The following is a 22,633-nucleotide window of genomic DNA, read 5'->3' as shown; positions in this document are numbered from 1 at the left end:
CTCGGAATTCTCGACGGCACGCGGTACGCGAACGTGGACCGGCTGGGTCGGATGCACCCGATCCGCATGGGCGGCAGTATGTTCCGATCCTCTGAGTGGAATCGGATACCGAAAACTAGGGCATCCCTGCGATTTCGGTGTCGGACGCCGACACGCAGCAGGGAGGCCGATGCGACCTCCGGCGCTGCGGTGGGCATGCCTCGCGAGAGTGCCGCTCACTGCGCCGGCTGCAGAGCTCGGGCGCGACGGGTGGCGACGGGACAGACGGGTACAGACACGGGTCCTCCGGTTCGACGACGTAATTCCTTCTGCCGACCAGACTTCCCGGCGCACCGAGATCGACCGTACCGCATCGGGTCAGTTCGACGCGGTGCCCGTCACATTCTCCTCGGGAGCGACCCGAACGGCGACCGTGGGTTCGTTCGTACCCGCATCCGGCGAGACGACGGTGGGATCGACGACGAGCACAGGCACATGAGAGTGCCCGATGAGGTATTCGGCGACGCTACCGAGCATCCGGGAAGACATGCCTCGTCCGCGGCGCCCCACGACGAGAACGTCGGCGTGATGTTCCTCGGCGAACCAACCCAGGCATCGACCGGCCGGGCCGGCGAGGACGGCATATCCCACCGAAATATCACCCATCGATTCGACGGCCTGCTCGAGTCGTCGTCGCACCGTGGCGAGAAGTTCGGAGTCCGGATCGCCGGCGTCGTCGTAGGAGATCACGACGACGAGTTCGAGCACTCCCCCGGCGGGGCCGAACAGTCGTCGCGCCGCATCCAGCGCATGCTTGGCCTCGGTGGATCCGTCGTAGCCGACCATCACGCGAAGTCCGCCCTCGTCGACCTCCCCGGCGTGCTGCCGGGCCACCGTCGTCACTTCGACGGACCGGGGAACACGCTCGATGCGCTCGAAGGCGATGGGGACGAACAGCGGTCCGAGGATGACGGCGATGATCGTCCAGCGAGGGTCGTGGCCTCGACGTGCCATCCACAGACCGGTCACGAGTCCTGACAGCACCCATACGACGAGGAAGGCGACGAAGACTGCCCAGTTCATGGCGTGCCCCCAGATGCGTGCGCCGAGAAGAGGTGTACCGCTGCGTTCATGTCATCCTCCGGGGTCGTCGAAGAAACCTGTTCCCGCCGACCAGTCTTCCCGGCACACCAGGGGAGACGATACCCGACCCGGCCGCGTGATCTCACCCGTTGTTCCGACAGGTCTGCGCGCGGAGGACGTCGCCGCGAGGTCGCCCCCCGTCAGCGTCGCGCCGGGCCCCCTGCGGCATCCGTCCGATCACCGTCCTGCAACTGCCGGATGGCGTCGACCAGCGGTGCGAGGACGGGTTCGGCCGCGGCTTCGTCGAGCGCCTCCCGCAGGGCGGTGTTGTGGGTGGGCCGGGCCTCTTCGAGCAGGTTCCGCCCGGCAGCGGTGACGTCGGTGTAGATGCCGCGGCGATCGGTGGGACACAGATAGCGCGAGAGCAACCCACGATCCTCGAGCCGGGTGACCAGCCGCGTCGTCGCGCTCTGACTGAGGACCACAGCGTCGGCGACCTGGCGCATCTGCAGGTGCCCGCCCTCCCCGTCGTGCTGACGGTTGAGCACGTCCAGCAGCGAATATTCGCGCACGCTCAACTCGTGGCCGGACTGCAGAGCGCTCTCGATCCGGTTCTCGATTCGCCCGTGCAGGAGCGACAGCGCCGACCAACTGTTGGCCAACGCAGTCATCGACGGGTCCGTGGCGGTCATGGTTGGCTCCTGGGTCGGCTCGTACGAACAGGTGACGCGGACGGCATGCCGACGTCGCCACATCGCTCACTATACCCGCGCTTGCAGTTAGTCGGCGTCTGCAATTATTGTCTACGCCAGTAAAGCGCGTCTGCGTCTCTTCTCGATCGAAGGATCGTTCTCATGCCACTCGCCCTGCTGGCCCTGGCCATCGGTGCCTTCGGAATCGGCACCACCGAGTTCGTGATCATGGGGTTGCTCCCCCAGGTCGGATCGGATCTCGGAGTGTCGATCCCCACCGCCGGATATCTCGTCACCGGCTACGCCCTCGGCGTCATGATCGGCGCCCCGATCATGACGGCGCTCGGCACCAGGATCTCCCGTAAGAACATGTTGATGCTGCTCATGGTCCTGTTCGTCCTGGGCAATGCCGTCTCTGCCCTCGCGCCCACCTTCGCCGTCATGCTGATCGGCCGCGTGGTCGCCTCCCTCGCTCATGGAGCGTTCTTCGGCATCGGCTCGGTGGTCGCCGCGGAGCTGGTGGCACCGCAGAAGAAGGCCGCTGCCATCTCCCTGATGTTCACCGGACTGACGGTGGCCAATGTCGTCGGCGTCCCACTGGGTACCTTCGTCGGCCACACCGCGGGCTGGCGGGCGACGTTCCTGGTCGTCGCCGCGCTCGGCGTCGTCGGTCTCGTGGGCGTCGCGAAACTCGTCCCCGACGTCCCCCGACCCGAGGGCGTCCGGCTGCGTCACGAGATCGCGGCGTTCAAGAACGTCCAGGTCGTGCTGGCCATGACCATGACGGTCCTCGGCTTCGGGGGCGTGTTCGCCGCGATCACCTACATCGCACCGATCCTGACCGATGTCGGCGGTTTCGCCGAGTCCTCCGTCCCCTGGCTGATGGCCGTGTTCGGAACCGGCATGATGGTCGGCAACCTCGTCGGGGGACATTTCGCCGACCGCAATCTCATGCCGATGCTCTACACCGCCCTGGCCGGTCTGGCCGTGGTGCTCGGTCTGTTCACCTTCCTGGCCTCCGACAAAACCGTGTCCGTCGCGGCGGTCTTCCTGATCGGCGCTCTCGGTTTCGCGACCGTCCCGCCCCTGCAGAAGCATGTCCTCGACCATGCGCACGGCGCGCCGACCCTGGCGTCCGCCGCCAACATCGGTGCCTTCAATCTCGGCAACGCTCTGGCCGCCTGGCTCGGCGGCATGGTGATATCTGCCGGATTCGGGTACACGGCACCCAACGCCGTCGGGGCCGTTTTGGCCGCGTCCGCACTGATCCCGGCGGTCCTGTCCCACCGACTACAGCGAAAGGACGATCACGCCAACGCAACTCGCCCATCCGCAGAACCCGACCTCCACAGCACCTCCCGTACTGCCGTCGACCCCGTCCGACTCTGATCCCGAACTACGCGAACACCCCCGAAGGAGCACCATCTCGTGACATCGTCCACGATCCCCACCGTCACCCTGAACAACGGCGTCGAGATCCCCCAGCTCGGCTTCGGCGTCTTCCAGATCCCCGAGGACGAGACCACTGCGGCCGTCAGTTCCGCACTCGAGACCGGCTACCGCCACATCGACACCGCCGCGATCTACGGCAACGAGGCCGGCGTCGGCCGCGCGCTGGCGGACTCCGGACTGTCCCGCGACGAGCTGTTCATCACGACGAAGGTGTGGAACTCCGATCAGGGCTACGACGCCCCCCTCCGTGCCTTCGACACGAGCCTCGCCGCGCTCGGCCTCGATCGTCTCGACCTCTACCTGATCCACTGGCCGACCCCGGCCCGCGACCGCTATGCCGACACCTGGCGTGCCCTCGAACGGCTCGTCGAGGAAGGACGCCTCCGCGCCGCGGGCGTGTCGAACTTTCAGCCCGCCCACCTGCAGCGCCTGCTGGACGGCAGCTCGCTCGTCCCGACGATCAACCAGATCGAATTGCATCCCGGTCTGCAGCAGAGCGAACTGCGCGCCTTCCACGCCGAACACGGAATCGCCACCGAGGCGTGGAGCCCGCTCGCCCAGGGCGCCGTGCTGAACGACGAGGCGATCACGTCGATCGCCGAACGCACCGGCAAGTCGCCGGCCCAGGTGGTGCTGCGCTGGCATCTGCAGCTCGGCAATGTCGTCATCCCCAAGTCCGTCACGCCGTCCCGGATCCGGGAGAACTTCGAGGTCTTCGACTTCGAGCTGACCGACGAGGACATGTCGACCATCGCCGGTGCCGATCGCGATCTGCGCACCGGACCTCATCCGGACGAGTTCAACTGACAGACCTCGCGGCTCCGGGCGGATCCACCGCCCGGAGCCGGTAAGGCGCTCGAAGAGCTGCGTTCAGGTGTATTCGACGGTCATCCTGTCGATGCTCCCGTCGAACGGGAACGGTGCCCGGTCGAAATAGTCGAGCGAGACCGGTGAACCCAGGCAGGTGCCGATGTCCAGGCAGTCGTTGGCCGTGAACAGCAACGGCGCACTGACCGGCACGACGGTCTCCCCCACCGACTGCCCATCGACGGACATTCGGACGTTCAGCGGACCACCGGGGCGCGCTTCGGCGTACTTGGTGACCACCTCGACGAGGTGGTGCCCGGGTGCGACGCGGCTCGCCGAACGCATCTTCGTCCGCATCAGGATGAACAGGTTGTACTCGTAGCAGAGATAGCCGTCGTCCGCGAAGCACGTCAGGCCACCACCGTTGGCACCCAGCGCATATAGGACGCCGTGCGCCCGCTCCGGGAAGGTCACCTCGATGCAGACCCGGTTGTTCTTGTTTCCCAGTGCAGGAGCACAGAATTCGGGCATACGGGCGACGTCGCCGGTGAAATCCCAACTCGTGTACGGCGTGGTGATGCGTTGTTCCGGATGGATTGCCGCGACCCAGAGGCCCCCGCCGATGGGAAGGGCGTTGTTCTTGGCCGCTTCGATCGCGAACATCTCCCGCATCTGGGCCAACTTCTCGGGGTACTGCTCGGCGAGGTCGCGGTTCTGCGTCCAGTCCTCGTCGAGGTTGTACAGCTCCCAGGTGTCGTCGTCCGGGCTCCAATCGCGGATTCCGCCGGGCAGGCCGGGCAGCCACGGTGCGCGGGGCCCGAAGGCCGACGCCATCCATCCGTCGTGGTAGATCGCTCGGCTGCCCATGACCTCGAAGTACTGGGTGAGTTTGCCCGCCGGCGCGTCACGGTCCACGAAGGTCCGGGCGAAACCGGCGCCGTCGATCGGATCCTGCGGAATCCCGTTGACGGTCCGCGGCGGTGTGATGCCCAGTAGCTCGTAGAAAGTCGGTACCAGGTCGTTGCAGTGCAGGAACTGGTTGCGTGGGGTGCGCTCCGGCGTGATGCGCGCAGGCCAGCGCACCACCATGGGATTGCGGGTTCCCCCGAGATGGGACGCGAGAAGCTTCATGCCCTTGTAGGGTGTGCTCCCCGCCCACGCCCACCCGGCGTGGTACATGTTGTCCGTTTTCGGGGAGCCGAGAACATCGAGTCCGCCGAGTTCGTCGAGGGCCGCGATGTGCTGGGCCGTGGTCGTGGGGATCCCGTTCTGCGCGAGCAGTTCGCTGATGGTGCCGTTCTGGCCCTCACCGGACGACCCGTTGTCGCCCCAGATGTAGAAGACCAGGGTGTTGTCGCGATAGCCCAGCCGGTCGAACTCGTCGAACAGCCGCCCCACCTGGACGTCGCAGTGTTCGGCGTATCCGGCCGCGACCTCCATGAGGCGTCGTTGGAAGGGCTTCTCGTCGTCGGGGATGTCGTCCCAGGCCGTCATGGTGGGATGCCGCTCGGTGAGTTCGGCCTCCGGTGGGATCCAGCCCTTCTCCTTGGCCCGCTCGAACACCCGCTCGCGATAAGCGTCCCATCCGTCGTCGAACTTGCCCGCATACCGGTCGGCCCACGGCTTCATGATGTGGTGCGGCCCGTGCAGACAACCGCTGGCCCAGTACATGAAGAACGGCCGGGACGGATCGAGCGCCTTGTGGCGGCGCAACCAGCCGATCGCGTCGTCGGCAAGGTCCTCACTGAGGTGGTAGCCCTCCTCGGGAGTCTTCGGAGGCAACACGACGGTGGTGTTGCGGACGAGATTCGGCTCGTACTGCGACGCCTCGCCGGCGAGGAAACCGTAGAAGTAGTCGAAACCGACTCCGGTGGGCCAGTTGTCGAAGGGACCCGCTGCGGTGGTCTCCTCCGCAGGGGTGTTGTGCCACTTGCCGAAAGCCGCTGTGGTGTAACCGTAGTGGCGCAGTACCTCGGCTCCGGTGGCGCTCGACTTCGGGATGTGCCCAGAATAGCCGTCCCAGTCGTTGGCCAGTTCGGCGATCTGCCCGTTTCCGACGCGGTGATGGTTGCGTCCGGTCAACAACGATGCGCGGGTGGGCGAACACATCGCCGTGGTGTGGAAGCGGTTGTAGCTGATGCCTTCGTCGAGCAGGCGGTCGAGCGTGGGTGTGCTCACCTCGCCGCCGAATGCGCTCGGCAGACCGGGGCCCGCGTCGTCGATGAGGACGACCAGGATGTTCGGGGCGTCGTCGGGAAGGCGACGGTGCTGTGCGCGTGGGCTGTAGACCGATTCCTGCATGGTCCGTCCTGCGATGCTTCCCGACGGCACCGGTGGGAACGGCAGAGTTTCTCCGCCCGGGATCGGATCCGGACGCAGATCCTGGCTCATGGTGGATGCCTCTTCTCACCCCATCCGTTCCCAGTACACCACCGGTATCGGGCCGCACACACCCCTGATCAGGGTGAAACCTGCCCTGTTACGGGCGAATGATGCAGCGGAATCCGATATGGCACGTCGCGGTCTCCTCGGTGTCACCCTGACGGGCCGCGGGTCGGTACCGCAGGCAGTAGTTCGGGGCGCACAGATGCGATCCGCCCTTGATGACACGGCGCGGATACGCCTCGCGCGGATCGTGTTCGGCCTTGTCGACGCGGGGATTCGTCGGGATGCAGCACGACGACGCCGGCGCGACATTCTTGCCGCTCGAAGCATGGTTCGCGGTGAAGTAGTCGGCGGTCCACTCCCACACGTTGCCCGCCATGTCGTGGAGCCCGTATCCGTTCGGCCGGAAGTGTCCGACAGGTGAGGTTCCGGCGAATCCGTCCGTTTCGAGGTTCTGCCACGGGAATTCGCCCTGCCAGACGTTCCCGCCGGGCCGGCCCTTCGGTTCGTGCTCGTCGCCCCATGTGAAGGCCGTGCGGTCGAGTCCGCCGCGGGCGGCGAACTCCCATTCGGCCTCGGTCGGCAGTTCCTTGCCGGCCCACTCGGCGTAGGCGCGGGCATCGAACCACGACACGTGGGTGACGGGATGGCGTTCCCGCCCGCCGACGGTGCTCCCCGTCCCTTCGGGATGACGCCAGTTCGCGCCCGGGACGAACGACCACCACCTCGTGTAGTCATCGAGCGGTACCGGCCCCGGAGGCGGCGTGAACACGAGCGAGCCGGGCACGAGCAGGGACGGATCGGCGCCCGGATAATCGGCGGGGTCCGGCGCGACCTCCGCGGTGGTGACGTATCCGGTGTCCTTCACGAAGCGCCGGAACTCGGCGACGGTCACCGGGTGCGTGTCCATCCAGAACCCGTCGACCGTCACCTGGTGGACCGGTCGCTCCTCCGGATAGAAATCCTCCGACCCCATCCAGAACATGCCTCCGGCGATGAGAGTCATGTTCTGTGTCGCAGCACGCGTCATGACGTCAGCCTCGCACGGCCCGGGTCGGGGCGCGAGGGACGCACCGACGCGACGAGACCGCGCATTCACCGGTCCCGTCCCTGCCCCGTACCGCAGACTCGGGATATGCCCTCCACGACGACGGAACTGTCCCCGATGCTGGCGACCCTCGGTCCGCCGCCGACCGGGAACTGGGCGTTCGAGATGAAATGGGACGGCCAGCGCACCCTCGCCACGGTGACCGACGGGCAGTGCCGGCTGACCAGCCGCATCGGCAACGACATCACCCGGAGCTTCCCCGAACTCCCCCACCCGCTCACCACTGCGACGGACGGCCGGGACTGCATCGTCGACGGCGAGATCGTCACCCTCGATTCCGAAGGGCGGCCGTCCTTCGCCCGGTTGCAGCGCCGCATGCACGTCCACCGTCCCACCGAGGAGCTACGCGCCGAGCTGCCGGTGCTGATCTACCTGTTCGACGTCCTCGCTCTCGACGGAGAGTCCACGACGGAGTTGTCCTATCTGGAGCGCCGGGCCGTCCTCGACGATCTGATCGTCCCCGGACCGCGGGTTCAGCTGTCGCCCTACTGGACCGATGTCGACGCACCGACCATGCTCACGGTCGCGCGCGAACACGGCCTCGAAGGGATCGTCGCCAAGGACCCGGACGCACCGTATCTACCCGGGACCCGCAGCGACGGCTGGATCAAGACGCCGCTGCATCGGAACACCGAGGTGGTCGTCGTCGGGTGGCTCCCCGGATCCGGCAAGGCTGCCGGCGGCATCGGTTCGCTGCTCCTCGGAGCGCACGACGACGAGGAACGGTTGGTGTTCATCGGCCGGGTCGGGACGGGATTCACCGCCGCGACCCGACGTGAGCTGCGATCGCAGCTGCGTCCCTTGGAACGACCGACGACCCCACTGGCGGTTGCGCCGCCGGCACGGGAGACCCACGGCGCCCACTGGGTGGAGCCCATCCTCGTCGGAGAGGTCGAGTACCGGGAGTACGCGGGCGGAAGCCTGCGGCATCCGAGCTGGCGAGGACTACGCACCGACAAGACGGTGCCGGAGGTCGATCTCCCCGGCCGACACTGACCTTCCGGTTACCGTGAGGCGCATGGACGTCCGTCGCAGTGTCGCCGATGCCCGAGTGGCCCGCCTCGCCACCGCCGACGGATCGGGCGCGCCGCACCTCGTTCCGATCGTGTTCGCGCTCGACAGCGACGTGATCCACACGTGCGTCGACGACAAACCCAAATCCACCCGGCGCCTACGTCGCCTGGCCGACATCGCAGAGAACCCGCGGGTGTGCGTGCTCGTCGACCACTACAGCGACGACTGGTCGCAGCTGTGGTGGGTCCGCATCGACGGCATCGCCACGGTCCACGACGCGGACACTCCCGAGGGAACTGCGGGCATCGACGCGCTCGTCCGCAAATACTCGCAGTACCAGGCGAATCGACCACCGGGACCGGTGATCACCCTCGACAGGCTGCGCTGGCGATCCTGGTCCGCGTGAGCAACTACCGGTCCAGCGTGAGCATCGCCTCGGCGATCTCGTCGACCGCCGCAACGGAGACCGCGGTGCCGGCATCGTCCAGGACGAGCAACCGCGCTCCCGGGATCTCGCGTGCGATGGCTTCTCCGTTGCCGACGGGGAAGAACGGATCCCGGCGACCGTGCACGACGAGGGCCGGGATGCCGACCTCGGGCAAGCGTTCTCGCCAGCGGGGCGTGCAATCGAGCCTGGAGAAGACCATTCCGAGCTGATTCGCGGACTGGACCGACGGCTCGTCGTTCGGTGTGCGGTCCCAGATGCGCTCGGCGACCACGCGCGCGGCGGCCGGATCGTCGCCGAGGACTGCTGCGCGGGCAGCGGCGAATTCTGCCACGGCCGTGCGATCGGCCCACTCGGGCAACGGAAGTGCGAACATGCGCTTCATCGTCGCTGCGTCGTGATCGGGAAGGTCGCGGTCGCACGGGCCCGGGGCGACCGGACGCGTCCCGACCAGAGTCAGGGCCCGGAACGTGGCGGGATGGTCGAGCGCAGCGACCTGGGCGACCATGCCGCCGACACCGATGCCCGCTAGATGCGCCGGCCTGCCATCGAGCGCGTCGACGAGGGCTGCCGCATCGTCGGCGAGGTCGCGCAGGGTGTAGCCGGGCACGTCCGGGTCCTTCGTCGTCGACTCCCCGCAATCCCGCAGGTCGTACCGCACGACACGACGCCCCCCCGCCGCGAGCCGCTCGCACAGTTCGTCGGGCCACGAGAGCATCGTCGTCGCGCCGACGAGCAGGACGAGTGGTGCGTCCGCGTCGCCGAAGGACTCGATGCCCAGATCGACCCCGTTGGTGCTGGCGGTGGTCATGACTCGCTCGAGCTTCCGGTGTGCAAGGTCGAGTCCTCGTAGCGGGTGCCGTCGAGCCGCGGTCGATGTCCCATGGTCTCGTCTCCTTCTCGATCGGGTTCGGTCTTGTCCGAATTTGCGTGAACGAAGTCCACGACAGTGGCCACGAGTGGTGGCGTTGAAAGGACAGACTGGAGCAACTCCTCGATCTCATCGGTCCGGCCGTCGAGATCTACAGAACCGACCGGCCATATGGCATCGCGTATCGACCTCGAGTCGACTCGAGGTGCTGTCCGCACACCGACACTCCTGGAGGAACCGTGATCGCTCTCGGACCACAACTCATCGGCCCCACCGAGAAGACTCTCAACGCTCTGCTCCACGACACCACCTACGCACCGGACACTGCGGAGGTCGTCGATTCCCTGATCGCTCGGAGCCTGATCCGCGACGACCGGCTCAGCGAATCCGGACGAGAAACCGTGGCAAGGATCGAACATCGCACCGAGGAGCTGACGTCCGGTATCTGGGAGGCCGTCTATCCGGCCGACCGTGTCGCCGCCGAACGTGCGCTGAACACTGTGCTCGACCGTGCCCGAGCGGTCCTTGTGAGTCGGTAGTTGTCAGCGCATCAGTCCTGTCGCGAGGCACCTTCTCGACGAGTTTGCAGGACGGCCCGTCGACGTCGAGAGCCACGATCGAGATCGTCCTGGGTGTGCTGTTGTCGGTCGTCGGTGTCCGGCAATGGTTCACCTCCTCCGTTCGAGCGTCGGACCTTTCGAGGGTGTCTTCCACCTTGACACGCCCGACCTACCCGGAGGGCACATACCGGGGTGCGACAGCGGTCAGTTCACATGTGCGCGCAGCACATCCACCACCCGCCGGACCGCCGGTGCCGGGTTGTCGCGGCGCCACGCGTACGCGATCGGCAGCACCGGACTGTTCCGCAGCGGGACGTACCGCACGCCCGTCACGGTGATGTCGGTGGTCGACGCGACGACGACCGCAACCCCCACGCCGGCTCCGACGAGGGCCAGCAGGCTGTAGGGATCCGGCGCCTCCCGGGCGATCACCGGGGTGAATCCGGCGGAGTGACACACCGTGAAGGTCATCTCCCGCACGCTCGATCCGTGGGCGGCGGGATACACGACGAACCGCTCGCTGGTCAGATCGGCGGCATCGAGTTCCTCCCGCGCTGCCAGCCGATGGTCGGCCGGCAGCGCGACCATGAGCGATTCGTGCCGCACCGTCTCGGTGGCGACGTCCCGGGGCACCGGGAGGCCGACGATCCCCATGTCGAGCAGTCCCTGCGAGACCAGATCGAGCACTTCCCCCGTGTAGGTCTGCGGACGCAGATCCAGCTCGATGCCGGGACAACGCTCCTCGAGCAGCCGGGTCAGCTGCGAGATCACCGTGTACCCGCTCGCGCCGCCGAACCCGACACTCACCACCCCGGTGACACCCGAGGCCGTCGACCGCACGACGGTCCGGGCGATCTCGATCTGGGCGGCGATCACGCGTGCGGGTCCGAGCAGCGATTCACCGGCCGCGGTGAGTTGCACCGAGCGGGTCGTGCGGGCGAACAGCTCGGCGCCGAGTTCGCGTTCGAGCGCACGGATCGTCTGACTGAGCGGCGACTGGGCGATGTGCAGTCGCTCCGCTGCGCGTCCGAAGTGCAACTCCTCGGCCACCGCCAGAAAGGCCTGCAGTTGCCGAAGTTCCATGCCGACCTCCATTTTATCGTTTGATCTACACAATCGTGCTCGATTAGGTCTTGGACTTTACACGGTTGCGCCGGTGATAGTGATCCACGACTCATTCATCCGCGGACCGAGTCCGCTCGACGCCCTCGGAAGTGCAGCGTGAATACTTCTCCAGAGCACACCGCGACCCCGCCGCCACGTCCGATGCACGACACCCGGGCAGCGCGCCGCGCCGGTGTGACCGCCTTCGTCGGCACCACCATCGAATGGTTCGACTTCTACATCTACGGCACGGCCTCGGCACTCGTTCTCGGGGCATTGTTCTTCCCCGACGCCTCCCCCGCGGTCGGCACACTTGCGGCCTTCGCGACCTTCGCCGTGGGGTTCATCGCCCGCCCCCTCGGCGGCATCGTCTTCGGCCACTTCGGCGACCGCTTCGGACGCAAGAACGCCGTCATCATCACCCTCGCCCTCATGGGCCTCGGCACCGTCGGCGTCGGCCTGCTGCCCACCTACGACCGGATCGGGATCTGGGCACCCGTCCTTCTCGTCCTTCTTCGAGTGCTGCAGGGCATCGCGATGGGCGGCGAATGGGGCGGAGCGGTCCTCATCGCCACCGAATTCGCCCCACCCGGCAAGAAAGTTCTCTACGGCGCGTTCGCGCAGCAGGGTTCGCCGGTGGGCAATCTCCTCGCCACCCTTGCCTTTCTCGGTCTCACCGCGATGTCCGACGCGACCTTCGAGGGCTGGGGCTGGCGTATTCCGTTCCTGGCGTCCGCCGCGCTGGTGATCGTCGCCCTCTACATCCGCGTGCGGATCCAGGAGACGCCCGAGATGCGCGTCGCCGCGGCCGCCCAGGAACGCACGAAACTGCCGCTCGTCGAGGTCCTGCGCTCCCATCCGGCGTCGCTGCTCCTCGGTGTCGGTGCCGTGGTGGCGGGTGTCGCGATCACCTACGTCAAGACGACCTTCGCCCTCGCCTGGGCCACCACCGATCTCGGGTTCACCCGATCGGACTTTCTGCTCGTGATCACCCTCGCGCTGGTCGCGCAGGTGCTCGTCCAACCCTTCGGGGCGGTTCTCGCCACCAGGATCGACGCGCGACGGGCGGTGCTGTGGATGCTCGGACCCGAACTCGTCGTCCTGCCACTGATGTTCGTGCTGATCCGCACCGGCTCGCTCACCTGGGCGATCATCGGCATGGTGCTCGCCACCGCGCCGCACGCGATGTATTACTCGGCGCTGGCCGGCATCCTCGCGCAGGTCTTCCCCACCCACGTGCGCTACACCGGCATCTCGTTGTCGTACCAGATCTCGACGGCGATCTTCGCCGGCACCGCACCGATGGCGAGCCAGTTCCTTCTCAACCGCACCGACTCGATATGGCCGGTCGTCGGCCTCGGGATCGGGTACGTGCTGCTCTCCCTGGTCTGCATGACCGCCCTGCTCAAACGCTCACCGACCACCACCGAGCCCGACGAACCACGCTCCGCACCCGCCCGGACGACGGCCGACGCCTCCTGACACGAACGGACGACGATGAACTACGCCCATACCGACCCGGCCCTGCATGCGGTACTCGACCGCTGGATCTCCGACGCCGACCGGCCGCTCACCGACCGTCTCCTCGATCGTCTGGGTGCCGACGCCGCCAACCGTCTCGACGCGCTCGCGGCCATCGCGAACGCCCATCCGCCGGTGCTGCACCAGTACGACCCCGACGGCGAACGGATCGACCGCATCGAGTACCACCCCGCCTATCTCGAACTGTGCCGCGCCGCCTACAGCGAGTACGGCCTCTCGGCACTGTCGCACCGCCCGATCCACGGTTGGACGGACACACCCCCGCATCTCGTCAAGTACCTGGCGTCGTATCTGTTCGTGCAGGCCGAGTTCGGCCTCGCCTGCCCGGTGTCGATGACCGATGCCGCCGCGCGCACCCTGCGGATGTTCGGCGACCCCGAGGTGTTCGATCCGTGGATCGACGGCCTGACTTCCACCGATCCGGCCACCGCCCTGACCGGGGCGATGTTCATGACCGAGACCCAGGCCGGAACGGACATCGCGAAGACCGAGACCTGCGCCGAATTCGACGGCACCGCATGGAGATTGACCGGTCGAAAGTGGTTCGCCTCCAACCCGGACGCCGACGTCGTGATCACCCTGGCCCGGTTCCCCGGCGGCGACGAGAACTCGACCCGCGGGGTGGGAATGTTCATGCTGCCCAAGCAACTTCCCGACGGCAGCCGGAACTCGTACACGATCGACCGGCTCAAGGACAAGCTCGGCACGCGATCGATGCCCAGTGGTGAGATCACCCTGCACAGCGCGTACGCGCTGCAGGTCGGCGACCTCGACCGTGGATTCCGGCAGATGACGGAGATGCTCAACACCTCCCGCCTGTCGAACGCGATGCGCTCGAGTGCCCTGATCCGGCGCGCCGTGCGCGACGCCGTCGCTCACACGAGGGAGCGGGAGGTCTTCGGGAAGTCCCTGTTCGATCAGCCGCTCATGCGCGCCACCCTGCTGCCGCTGCTGCTCGACGCCGAGGCCGCGCTCGCGCTCGTCGCCTACAGCGGTGCGACCCTCGACCGTGCCGACAAGGGCGACGAGCAGGCCCGCGGTGTCGTCCGGATCCTCACGCCCGTCGCCAAGCACTACATCTGCAAACGTGCCCGCACCGTCACCGGTGAGGCGATGGAGATCCGGGGGGGCAGCGGCTATATCGAGGACCGCGTTTTCGCCCGCCTCGTCCGCGACTCGCATCTCGGATCGATCTGGGAGGGTTCGAGCAACGTCATCGCGCTCGACGTACTCCGGTCCATGCGCAAGAACGGCGCGCACCGGGTCCTCGCCGACGCGCAGCGCACACTGCTCGACGCGGCGCATCCGGAATGCGCCCCGGTCGTCGCGGCACTGCGGGAACGGTGGGACGTGCTCGAGGCGCGCGGCGAAGACCTGCTCGCCGGCGACGACGCGCACGCGCAGACCCGCTGCGCCGCCTACACCGACGATCTCGCACAGACGGTGATGGCCACCCTGCTCGTGGACCTGGCGTCGCACCGCATCGAACACGGTTTCGGCCACCGGTCGTTGCTCGTCGCCCACGCCTACCTGGACGGCCTGGCCGATGAGCCGAATGCCGTCGCTCTCGTCCACCTCGCCGCGATCGCCGACGGCACCGACGTCGACCCGTCCGTCGCCGCCGCTGCGGCACCGAGCACCGCCGCCGATGCGGCACCGACTGCACTGACAGGAGCACTAAGATGACTGCGAAGCCCGCTACCGGCCCCGCCCCGCTCGCCGGCGTCAAGGTCCTCGACCTGTCGAAGATCCTCGCCGGACCGTACGCGACCATGTCGTTCGCCGACCTCGGCGCCGATGTCACCAAGGTCGAGCACCCCGAGGGTGGCGACCCCACCCGGGTGTGGGGGCCGCCCTTCGTCGGCGACGACGCCACCTATTACCTCGCGGTCAACCGCGGCAAGAAGTCGGTGACCATCGACCTCAAATCCGAGGAAGGGCAGCGGATCGTGCAGCGAATGCTCGCTGACGCCGACGTCGTGGTCGAGAATTTCAAGCCCGGCAGCGGTCTGCAGAAGATCTTCGACTACCGCGCCCTGTCCGAGCAGTATCCGCACCTGATCGTGCTGCACATCTCGGCCTTCGGTGACGAGGGGCCGTTGGCCGACCAGCCCGGCTACGACATGGTCGCCCAGGCCGCCGGTGGTCTGATGTCGCTGACCGGGGAACCGAACGGAGCGCCGATGAAGGCCGGGTACGCGATGGGTGATCTCGGTGCGGCACTGTTCGGGGTGATCGGGGTGCTCGCCGCGCTGGTCGAACGCACTCGCACCGGTCGCGGCCAGTACGTCACCACGTCGTTGTTCGAATGCCAGCTGGCGATGCACGTCAACTGGGCCACAAACTATTTCGCCACCCGGGAGCGCCCGCATGCCCTGGGCTCCGCGCACCCCAATCTCGCTCCCTATCAGGCGTATCCGGCGAGCGACGGCCACTTCGTCGTCGCGGTCGGGAACGACGGACTGTGGGACAAGCTGTGCGCGGCACTGGAAAGACCGGAACTTGCGACCGATGTGCGGTTCGTCCGCAATCGTGATCGTATCGAGCATCGCAGCGAACTCGACGAGGTCCTCACCGCGGCGTTCGCGACCGGGACGGTGCAGCACTGGTGCCGCGTCCTGGAAGACCACGGCGTGCCGGTCTCCCCCATCCGGCATCTCGACGAGATCTACAGCGATCCGCACACCGCCGCGATCGGCATGGTCGGCACCGTCGACCATGCGTCCGGGCCTCTCGAACAGATCGCTTTCCCGGTCAATTTCGGTGGGGCACGACCGCCGCTGCGGTCGGCGCCACCGCTGCACGGGGAACACACCGACGAGATCCTTACGGGATATCAGGAGGTCTCCGTTCCGTCCTAGCGACGAACGTCTCGAATGTCGCTGACCTGCGGCCGTTTCCGATCGATCGGAGACGGCCGCAGCGCTGTTCGGACCCGAACCGGAGCGGAGACATCTCGGTCCGGGGGTTGTCGCGTTCACTCAGTGCGGCAGCACTTCTGAGGTCGACGCGTCCGGATTTCTCCGCGATACGCGGGGGTAACGTCCGCGAAACAAGAGCCGCGCATGATCGGCATCGATTGCACGACCGCCGACTCGCACGAAAGAACGATACATGCAGCTGACTCCCGCCGACACCGAGAAACTCCTTCTGGCCGTCGCCGGCATGGTGGCGCGCGACCGGCGGGACCGCGGCGTCCGACTGAACTATCCCGAAGCCGTTGCCCTGTTGTCCACCTGGGTGATCGAACGGGCACGCGAAGGCGCCGATGTCGCCGACCTCATGGTGAAGGGCCGCGAGGTCCTCGCCCGCGACGAGGTCATGGGCGGTGTCGCCGAGATGTTGACCGACGTGCAGGTCGAGGCCACTTTCCCGGACGGACGCAAGCTCGTCACGATCCACCACCCGATTTCCTGAAAGGAGCCCGACATGGCATCCGGACCGACTTCGGGACCCGGAGCGATTCGCGTCGCCGAGAGCTCCCTCACTCTCAACGCGGATCGCTCCGACGACGAGCGCATCACCCTTGTCTTCCTCAACACCGGTGACCGTCCCATCCAGATCGGATCGCACATCCACCTGCCGGACGCGAACGCGGCCCTCGAATTCGACCGCGAACGCGCGCAGGGCTTCCGCCTGGACATCCCGTCGGGGACCTCGCAGCGATTCGAACCCGGCAGCAGCCGCGAACTGGACGCCGTCGCCCTGCGCGGGCGACGCGTCGTACCCGGCATCCAGGTGCGGAAGCAGGAGGACTGAGAACGTGGAGATCACACGCGCCGAGTACGCGGCACTGTACGGACCGACGGTGGGCGACCAGGTACGTCTGGGTGACACCGACCTGTGGATCCAGATCGAGGAGGACCGCACCTTCGGTGGTGAGGAAGCCGTCTTCGGTGGCGGCAAGTCCATCCGCGAATCGATGGCCCAAGGTGTGACGACCTGGGCCGAGGGTGCTCCCGACACCGTCATCACGAACGTGATCGTGCTGGACTGGTGGGGCATCGTGCGCGCCGACGTGGGCATCCGCGACGGTCGCATCGTCGCCCTCGGCCGCGCCGGGAACCCGGACATCGCCGACGGCGTGCACCCGAAGCTTCAGATCGGCCCGTCCACCGACGTCATCTCCGGTGAAGGTCGCATCCTTACCGCGGGCGCCTTCGACTCGCACGTGCACCTGCTGTCGCCGTCGCAGATCGTCGAGGCGCTCGCCACCGGCATCACCACCATCGCCGGCGGCGGAACCGGCCCGTCCGAGGGATCGAAGGCCACCACCGTCACGCCGGGTCCGTGGCATCTGATGCAGATGCACCGCGCGCTCGACGTGCTGCCGGTGAACGTGCTGTTGCTCGGCAAGGGCAACACCGTCTCCGCTGAGGGGCTGCGCGAGCAGGCCCTCTCCGGTGCCGCCGGGTACAAGGTGCACGAGGACTGGGGCTCCACACCGGCCGCGATCGATGCGGCGTTGCGCGCGGCCGACGAGCACGGACTGCAGGTCGCGCTGCATTCGGACTCGCTCAACGAGGCGGGCTTCGTGGAGAGCACCTTGGCCGCGATCGGTGGCCGCTCGATCCACGCCTTCCACGTCGAAGGCGCCGGTGGTGGGCACGCCCCGGACATCCTGAGCATCGCCGGATTGCCGCACATCATCCCGGGCTCGACCAACCCGACCTTGCCGCACACGATCAACACCGTCGACGAGCACCTCGACATGCTGATGGTCTGCCATCACCTCAACCCCGCCGTCCCGGAGGACCTCGCGTTCGCCGAGTCCCGGATCCGGGCCACGACCATCGCGGCCGAGGACATCCTGCACGACATGGGCGCGCTGTCGATCACCTCGTCCGACGCCCAGGCGATGGGTCGCATCGGTGAGGTCGTCACCCGCACCTGGCAGGTCGCGCACGTGATGAAGAATCGGCGCGGGGCGCTCGACGGCAGCATGCCCGCCGACAACGAACGGGCCCGCCGCTACATCGCGAAGTACACGATCAACCCCGCGATCGCGCATGGTGTCGACCACGAGCTCGGTTCGATCGAGGTCGACAAGATGGCCGATCTGGTGCTGTGGGATCCGAAGTTCTTCGCTATCCGGCCGTCGCTGGTCATCAAGGGCGGATCGATCGCCTGGGCCGCGCTCGGCGACCCCAACGCCTCGATTCCCACGCCGCAGCCGGTGCTGCAGCGACCGGCGTTCGGCGATGCGCTCGCCCCGCACACATCGGTGTCGTTCGTCTCCCCCGCCGCCCTCGACGACGGTCTGGAAGAACGACTCGGGTTGCGCCGCAGACTGTTACCACTGCGGCCGACCCGGCACATCGGCAAGGCCGACATGAAGCAGAACGACGTGTTGCCGCGCATCGAGATCCGTCCCGACACCTTCGACATCGACATCGACGGCGAGCGGGTCGTTCCGGCGCCGGCCACCGAACTGCCGCTCGCGCAGCTGTATTCGATGTTCTGATGTTGCCCGACACTCTGTCCCCCACCACAGTGCTGCTCCTCCTCGCAGACGGGCGCGCGCCGGTCGGCGGGAACGTCAACTCGGGCGGGCTCGAACCGGCGCTCCAGGGTGGGATGTCGCCGACCGAGGTGCGTCGCTTCCTCGTCGCGCGGTTGCGCACCTCGGCGGCGGTCGAGGCCGGTGTCGCCGTGGTGACCCGGCACGCGGTGGACTCCGATGCCGGAACCGCCCTGACGCTCCGGATCGACGAGATCGAGGACCACTGGGCGGCGCGCACTCCGGGTCCGGCCCAGCGCGACGCGTCCCGGTTGCTGGCCCGCGGTTACCTCCGCCTGGCCCGGAACCTGTGGCCCTCCACCGTTCTCGACGACCTCGACGCCCGGACCCCGCGACCGTCGCGGGGACTGGTCGTCGGGGCCATCGCGGCGCTCGCGCGCATCCCGGCGATCGACACCGCCCGACTGGTGTTGTACGAGGAGGCGCAGGCGATCGTCGCGGCCTTCCTCAAACTGCACCCCACCGACCCGGCCACCGGTTCGCGATGGGCGCTCGAGGCCTGCGCTCATCTCGAACCGCTCATCGCCGAGCTGTCCGCTCTCACCGATCCGGCGGACATCCCGGCCACCGGTGGTCCCCAGACCGAATTGTGGGCCGAAGCCCACGCATCCGCTCCAGAAAGGCTGTTCCGTGCCTGAACACACCACCACCCGTTCGCTCCGTCTCGGCGTCGCCGGTCCCGTCGGCACGGGCAAGAGCTCGCTGATCGCGACCATCTGCCGCACCCTCGCGTCCGAGCTGCAGCTCGGCGTGATCACCAACGACATCTACACCGACGAGGACGCCCGTTTCCTCCGCTCGGCGGGCGTGCTCGACCCCGAGCGCATCCGCGCGGTGGAGACCGGTGCGTGCCCGCACACCGCGATCCGCGACGACGTGACCATGAACCTGCTGGCCGTCGAGGATCTCGAACGCGACTTCGCGCCGCTCGACGTCGTCCTGGTGGAGAGCGGCGGCGACAACCTCACCGCGACCTTCTCCCCCGCGCTCGTCGACGCGCAGATCTTCGTGCTCGATGTCGCCGGTGGTGGCGACGTCGCCCGCAAGGGCGGTCCGGGCATCAGCCGCGCCGACCTGCTCGTGGTGAACAAGACCGATCTGTCCCCCTATGTGGGTGTCGACGTGCCGCAGATGGTCGCCGACGCCGAGAAGGCCCGCGAAGGCGGACCGGTGCTGGCGCTGTCCCGGACCGACGCCGCATCCGTGCAGGCGCTCGGTGACTGGGTGCGCGAGATGCTGGCGGCCCACCGCGCCGGGTCGCACACCCCTGTCGATCCCGGTCCGATGGCTCCGCACTTCCACGCCGACGAGGACGACGACCACGATCACGGCCATGGGCACGGTCACGGTCACGGTCACAGCCACGATCACGCCGTCGCACACACGCACGACTGATCATGTCCCGCACCACGATCCGTATCGACCGCGCACCGGACCGGGCACGCCTGGCCCTGCGGGCGGGCATGCTCGTCCCCCGCACGGTCGAGGTCGGTCCGGACCACGCGCGTGTCGCCCTCGTCGCCGCCGGCGCGCTGTTGCTCGGTGGTGACTCGGTGACCGTCGACGTCCACGTCGACGCCGGGTGCACGCTCGAACTGCAGGACATCGGTGGCACCGTCGCCTACGACGCCGACAACCGGTTGTCCCGGTGGGACGTGCGGATCACCGTCGCCGAGGGCGGCACTCTCGTCTGGGACACCTACCCGTTCGTGATCGCCACCGGCGCCCGCGTGCACCGCGACACCCGGATCGAACTCGCCTCCGATGCCGCCGCGAGCATGCGGGAGACCCTCGTCCTCGGACGCCACGGAGAAACCGGGGGCGCGATCCGCAGCCGTACCTCGGTCACTCTCGATCGTCGTCCCCTCTTCGTCGAGGAGTTGTACGCGCACGGCGCGTTCCCCGAGCCCGGGATCCTCGGTTCCGCGCGGGTGCACGACGTCATCGCGACCTACGGGCGACGCGCCGAGGGCGACGGCGTCGTCCAGCTCGAAGGGCCCGGCAGCCTGCTGCGGTTCCTCGGTGCCGATACCCACTCCTCGCCACTCGAGTCGACCTGGCGCTCCTGGCGCTCCTGGCGCTCCGCACACGTTCACCCGTCCACCCTCGAAGGGAGTCTCACCCATGCACGTCCCTGACCATTTCCTCCCCATGAGCGCCACCGCGCCCGCCGCGGCGATCGCCACCGGTGCGGTCGTCCTCGCCGCCACCGCCGGGCGGCCGCGCATCACGAGCCGGGACACCCTTCTCGCCGGAACGACCGCAGCGATGATCTTCGGCGCTCAGATGGTCAACTACCCCATTGCCGGCGGCATCAGCGGCCATCTCATCGGCGGCGCTCTCGCGACCGCGCTTCTCGGGCCCCGGCTCGCGCTTCTCGCGATGACCGCCGTCGTCGGTGTGCAGGCATTGCTGTTCGGGGACGGCGGGATCAACGCCCTCGGGGTGAACGTGCTGCTGATGGCGGTGCTGCCCGTCCTCGTCACCGCCGGTGTCCGTACCGGCGCCGAGCGACTCGGCCTCGGGAAGCTGACGCGGACCACCGCCGCCGTCGGCGCCGGTCTGTCCGTGCCGGTGAGTGCCGCAGTTCTCGGCGTCGCGTACTCGGCGACCGCCGGAACCGGCGCCGCAGCAGCGTTCATCGGCGATCTGACTGCGGTCCACCTGACCATCGGCCTCGGTGAAGCCCTCATCACCGCTGCCGTGCTGAGCGCCGTGATGGCGTTCGCGCCCGGCGTCGCCGCGTGGGACGCACGGTCCTCCGTCACTCCTGTTGCCGTCCGACGTGGTCTCGCCGCGATCGGCGGTCTGGGCGTGGTCAGCGCCTGTGCGCTGGCTCTCGGCGCGTCCGGTAGTCCGGACGGTCTCGAGCACATCGTCGGTGCCTATTCGCTGCCGGTCGGTGACGCCGCCTTCGCCGGTCTTCCCGGCCTCGCCGACTACGGCACGCTCAGTGGCACCGAATTCCTCGCGGCACTGGCCGGGCTCGCCGCCACCGCGGTGATCGGCGCCGCCCTCACCGCGATGGGTCGTCACACGCCGGTCCGTCAGAGCGCGTAACGGTCCTCTCGAAGCCCCTTCGAGCGGTGCGGTCGCTGATGCGGCCGCACCGTTCGGCGTTTCGCAACCGATACGATCACCGACCGTTGCAGCTCCGTGACCTGGCGTTTTCACCGCCGATCAGGAATCTCGGAAATTTTTTCGATTCGGCGGGAACCTTTCCGCCTCCCGGTCTCTCTTACCTGTGTCAGTCACCGAGACACCGAAAGAGGCACCCACCATGGCTACCAACTCCTTCCCCGGCAGCAGCTCCTCGAACGCCGACCGCGCCGCATCGCAGTCCACCGCCAGCGACCGTGCGGACTCGTCGTACGGCTCGCAGTCCTCCTACGACGGCAACTCGTCCTACGGCTCCTCGTCGTCCGACCAGTCGGGATCGACGAGCTACGAGTCCTACGAGCGTTACGAGCGGTACGACAGCTCCGGCTCCTCGAGCTCGGACTCGTCCTACGGATCGGCGAGCAACTCGGGTGCGTCGAGCTCCGCCGGATCGGCCTCCTCGGCCTCCGACCGCGCCGCCGCGGAGAACGCCGAGTCCACCTCGAGCGTGACCTCCGGATCGGCCTCCACCGAGCCGGTCGTGCTCGACGAGTACACCCTCGGTGACGGCACCCGCGTCGCCGACGTCGACGTGGACGGCGACGGACAGGTCGACCTGTCGCTGGTGGACTACGACGGCGACGGCAGGACCGACGCGCAGATCAGCGACTCCGACGGCGACGGCAACGCCGACCTGATCGAGTTCGACCGCGACGGTGACGGTTACATCGACGCCGTCGCCGGTGATCTCGACGGTGACGGCCGCCTCGATCTGGCCGTCTTCGACGAGGACGGCGACGGCGAGGTCGACGTGGTGGTGGACCTGCACTCCGGTGCGGTGGACTACGACGGCGACGGCATCGCCGACGACTACGTCGACGTCTCGGCCTTCGACAACGGTTCCGAGTCGACCGACGCCGGTTCCGATCTGGTCTGAGACCCACTCCGACCGATCCGAGACGAAGGGCAAG

Annotated in this window: 22 protein-coding genes; 16 read left to right on the top strand and 6 right to left on the bottom strand. The window is 67.8% G+C overall.

Translation table 11 applies throughout. From position 1 onward, the window contains the following. Positions 1-357: 357 nt before the first annotated feature. Positions 358-1,062, bottom strand: coding sequence for a universal stress protein (locus tag IM25_RS17385; protein ID WP_033098170.1), 705 nt, complete (start codon positions 1,060-1,062; stop codon positions 358-360). Positions 1,063-1,262: 200 nt separating this feature from the next. Beyond that, positions 1,263-1,754 carry a MarR family winged helix-turn-helix transcriptional regulator gene (locus IM25_RS17380; protein ID WP_033098169.1) on the bottom strand — a complete coding sequence of 164 codons (492 nt, stop codon included), beginning with the start codon at positions 1,752-1,754 and terminating at the stop codon, positions 1,263-1,265. Positions 1,755-1,916: 162 nt separating this feature from the next. Between IM25_RS17380 and IM25_RS17375 the strand changes: the two genes are divergently transcribed. Together IM25_RS17375 and IM25_RS17370 are read left to right on the top strand one after the other, a co-directional pair. Beyond that, on the top strand, positions 1,917-3,143 hold the full coding sequence (locus tag IM25_RS17375; RefSeq protein ID WP_033098168.1) for an MFS transporter: 1,227 nt from the start codon (positions 1,917-1,919) through the stop codon (positions 3,141-3,143). Positions 3,144-3,182: 39 nt separating this feature from the next. After that, the gene (locus IM25_RS17370) at positions 3,183-4,013 is read left to right on the top strand and encodes an aldo/keto reductase (RefSeq protein ID WP_065996194.1); all 831 of its coding nucleotides are present in this window, start codon (positions 3,183-3,185) and stop codon (positions 4,011-4,013) included. A 63-nt stretch (positions 4,014-4,076) separates the two neighbouring features. Here the strand turns inward: IM25_RS17370 and IM25_RS17365 are convergent, their stop codons facing one another. Continuing rightward, positions 4,077-6,404 (bottom strand): arylsulfatase, encoded by a 2,328-nt coding sequence (locus IM25_RS17365; RefSeq protein ID WP_033098166.1) that lies wholly within the window; start codon positions 6,402-6,404, stop codon positions 4,077-4,079. Positions 6,405-6,492: 88 nt separating this feature from the next. After that, a complete protein-coding gene (locus IM25_RS17360; protein WP_033098165.1) occupies positions 6,493-7,428 on the bottom strand; it encodes a formylglycine-generating enzyme family protein in 936 nt (311 codons plus the stop codon). Positions 7,429-7,533: 105 nt separating this feature from the next. On the opposite strand from IM25_RS17360, the gene ligD reads away from it, so the two are divergent. Both ligD and IM25_RS17350 read left to right on the top strand, forming a co-directional pair. Further along, positions 7,534-8,502 carry a non-homologous end-joining DNA ligase gene (gene ligD / locus IM25_RS17355; RefSeq protein ID WP_033098164.1) on the top strand — a complete coding sequence of 323 codons (969 nt, stop codon included), beginning with the start codon at positions 7,534-7,536 and terminating at the stop codon, positions 8,500-8,502. Between the two features lie 22 nt (positions 8,503-8,524). Continuing rightward, entirely contained in the window at positions 8,525-8,926 is a 402-nt protein-coding gene (locus IM25_RS17350; RefSeq protein ID WP_033098163.1) for a TIGR03668 family PPOX class F420-dependent oxidoreductase, read from the top strand. Positions 8,927-8,930: 4 nt separating this feature from the next. Here IM25_RS17350 and IM25_RS17345 read toward each other — a convergent pair whose 3' ends face one another. After that, a complete protein-coding gene (locus tag IM25_RS17345) occupies positions 8,931-9,776 on the bottom strand; it encodes an alpha/beta fold hydrolase (RefSeq protein WP_033098162.1) in 846 nt (281 codons plus the stop codon). 299 nt (positions 9,777-10,075) lie between these two features. On the opposite strand from IM25_RS17345, the gene IM25_RS17340 reads away from it, so the two are divergent. Then, on the top strand, positions 10,076-10,375 hold the full coding sequence (locus tag IM25_RS17340) for a helix-turn-helix domain-containing protein (protein ID WP_033098161.1): 300 nt from the start codon (positions 10,076-10,078) through the stop codon (positions 10,373-10,375). 225 nt (positions 10,376-10,600) lie between these two features. On the opposite strand, the gene IM25_RS17335 is transcribed toward IM25_RS17340, so the two are convergent. After that, positions 10,601-11,479 (bottom strand): LysR family transcriptional regulator, encoded by an 879-nt coding sequence (locus tag IM25_RS17335; RefSeq protein ID WP_033098215.1) that lies wholly within the window; start codon positions 11,477-11,479, stop codon positions 10,601-10,603. A 183-nt stretch (positions 11,480-11,662) separates the two neighbouring features. On the opposite strand from IM25_RS17335, the gene IM25_RS17330 reads away from it, so the two are divergent. The 11 genes from IM25_RS17330 (at position 11,663) to IM25_RS17280 (ending at position 22,599) form a co-directional block, all read left to right on the top strand. Beyond that, positions 11,663-12,982, top strand: coding sequence for an MFS transporter (locus IM25_RS17330; RefSeq protein ID WP_084295033.1), 1,320 nt, complete (start codon positions 11,663-11,665; stop codon positions 12,980-12,982). Between the two features lie 15 nt (positions 12,983-12,997). Continuing rightward, positions 12,998-14,728: an acyl-CoA dehydrogenase family protein gene (locus IM25_RS17325; RefSeq protein WP_033098160.1), complete on the top strand. Its 1,731-nt coding sequence runs from the start codon at positions 12,998-13,000 to the stop codon at positions 14,726-14,728. Then, positions 14,725-15,903 (top strand): CaiB/BaiF CoA transferase family protein, encoded by a 1,179-nt coding sequence (locus IM25_RS17320; protein ID WP_033098159.1) that lies wholly within the window; start codon positions 14,725-14,727, stop codon positions 15,901-15,903. The genes IM25_RS17325 and IM25_RS17320 overlap by 4 nt, the downstream gene beginning before the upstream one ends. Before the next feature lie 253 nt (positions 15,904-16,156). Then, entirely contained in the window at positions 16,157-16,459 is a 303-nt protein-coding gene (locus tag IM25_RS17315) for an urease subunit gamma (protein ID WP_006552043.1), read from the top strand. Between the two features lie 12 nt (positions 16,460-16,471). After that, positions 16,472-16,801: an urease subunit beta gene (gene ureB, locus IM25_RS17310; protein ID WP_033098158.1), complete on the top strand. Its 330-nt coding sequence runs from the start codon at positions 16,472-16,474 to the stop codon at positions 16,799-16,801. A 4-nt stretch (positions 16,802-16,805) separates the two neighbouring features. Beyond that, positions 16,806-18,506, top strand: a complete 1,701-nt coding sequence (locus IM25_RS17305) for an urease subunit alpha (protein WP_033098157.1) — start codon at positions 16,806-16,808, stop codon at positions 18,504-18,506. After that, positions 18,506-19,201, top strand: a complete 696-nt coding sequence (locus tag IM25_RS17300) for an urease accessory protein UreF (RefSeq protein WP_033098156.1) — start codon at positions 18,506-18,508, stop codon at positions 19,199-19,201. The genes IM25_RS17305 and IM25_RS17300 overlap by 1 nt, the downstream gene beginning before the upstream one ends. Beyond that, entirely contained in the window at positions 19,194-19,958 is a 765-nt protein-coding gene (ureG, locus tag IM25_RS17295; protein WP_033098155.1) for an urease accessory protein UreG, read from the top strand. The genes IM25_RS17300 and ureG overlap by 8 nt, the downstream gene beginning before the upstream one ends. Positions 19,959-19,960: 2 nt before the next feature. Beyond that, positions 19,961-20,701, top strand: coding sequence for an urease accessory protein UreD (locus tag IM25_RS17290; RefSeq protein ID WP_033098154.1), 741 nt, complete (start codon positions 19,961-19,963; stop codon positions 20,699-20,701). Beyond that, positions 20,688-21,623 carry an energy-coupling factor ABC transporter permease gene (locus IM25_RS17285; RefSeq protein WP_033098153.1) on the top strand — a complete coding sequence of 312 codons (936 nt, stop codon included), beginning with the start codon at positions 20,688-20,690 and terminating at the stop codon, positions 21,621-21,623. Before IM25_RS17290 ends, IM25_RS17285 begins: the two co-directional genes overlap by 14 nt. Positions 21,624-21,843: 220 nt before the next feature. Next, on the top strand, positions 21,844-22,599 hold the full coding sequence (locus IM25_RS17280) for a hypothetical protein (protein WP_016692262.1): 756 nt from the start codon (positions 21,844-21,846) through the stop codon (positions 22,597-22,599). Positions 22,600-22,633: the final 34 nt, after the last annotated feature.

The sequence above is a fragment of the Rhodococcus sp. p52 genome (genome assembly GCF_000763325.2).
Lineage (GTDB): Bacteria > Actinomycetota > Actinomycetes > Mycobacteriales > Mycobacteriaceae > Rhodococcus > Rhodococcus pyridinivorans.
This window is presented reverse-complemented; position numbering and strand designations above follow the sequence as displayed.

What these genes read in the sequence shown, in the direction of transcription:
- IM25_RS17315 (WP_006552043.1), top strand. Translation starts at nt 16,157, where the DNA reads ATGCAGCTGACTCCCGCCGACACCGAGAAACTCCTTCTGGCCGTCGCC.
- IM25_RS17345 (WP_033098162.1), bottom strand. Translation starts at nt 9,776, where the DNA reads ATGACCACCGCCAGCACCAACGGGGTCGATCTGGGCATCGAGTCCTTC.
- IM25_RS17300 (WP_033098156.1), top strand. Translation starts at nt 18,506, where the DNA reads ATGTTGCCCGACACTCTGTCCCCCACCACAGTGCTGCTCCTCCTCGCA.
- IM25_RS17365 (WP_033098166.1), bottom strand. Translation starts at nt 6,404, where the DNA reads ATGAGCCAGGATCTGCGTCCGGATCCGATCCCGGGCGGAGAAACTCTG.
- IM25_RS17380 (WP_033098169.1), bottom strand. Translation starts at nt 1,754, where the DNA reads ATGACCGCCACGGACCCGTCGATGACTGCGTTGGCCAACAGTTGGTCG.
- IM25_RS17385 (WP_033098170.1), bottom strand. Translation starts at nt 1,062, where the DNA reads ATGAACTGGGCAGTCTTCGTCGCCTTCCTCGTCGTATGGGTGCTGTCA.
- IM25_RS17325 (WP_033098160.1), top strand. Translation starts at nt 12,998, where the DNA reads ATGAACTACGCCCATACCGACCCGGCCCTGCATGCGGTACTCGACCGC.
- IM25_RS17375 (WP_033098168.1), top strand. Translation starts at nt 1,917, where the DNA reads ATGCCACTCGCCCTGCTGGCCCTGGCCATCGGTGCCTTCGGAATCGGC.
- IM25_RS17280 (WP_016692262.1), top strand. Translation starts at nt 21,844, where the DNA reads ATGGCTACCAACTCCTTCCCCGGCAGCAGCTCCTCGAACGCCGACCGC.
- IM25_RS17320 (WP_033098159.1), top strand. Translation starts at nt 14,725, where the DNA reads ATGACTGCGAAGCCCGCTACCGGCCCCGCCCCGCTCGCCGGCGTCAAG.
- IM25_RS17350 (WP_033098163.1), top strand. Translation starts at nt 8,525, where the DNA reads ATGGACGTCCGTCGCAGTGTCGCCGATGCCCGAGTGGCCCGCCTCGCC.
- IM25_RS17290 (WP_033098154.1), top strand. Translation starts at nt 19,961, where the DNA reads ATGTCCCGCACCACGATCCGTATCGACCGCGCACCGGACCGGGCACGC.
- IM25_RS17285 (WP_033098153.1), top strand. Translation starts at nt 20,688, where the DNA reads ATGCACGTCCCTGACCATTTCCTCCCCATGAGCGCCACCGCGCCCGCC.
- IM25_RS17360 (WP_033098165.1), bottom strand. Translation starts at nt 7,428, where the DNA reads ATGACGCGTGCTGCGACACAGAACATGACTCTCATCGCCGGAGGCATG.
- ureB (WP_033098158.1), top strand. Translation starts at nt 16,472, where the DNA reads ATGGCATCCGGACCGACTTCGGGACCCGGAGCGATTCGCGTCGCCGAG.
- IM25_RS17335 (WP_033098215.1), bottom strand. Translation starts at nt 11,479, where the DNA reads ATGGAACTTCGGCAACTGCAGGCCTTTCTGGCGGTGGCCGAGGAGTTG.
- ligD (WP_033098164.1), top strand. Translation starts at nt 7,534, where the DNA reads ATGCCCTCCACGACGACGGAACTGTCCCCGATGCTGGCGACCCTCGGT.
- IM25_RS17330 (WP_084295033.1), top strand. Translation starts at nt 11,663, where the DNA reads ATGCACGACACCCGGGCAGCGCGCCGCGCCGGTGTGACCGCCTTCGTC.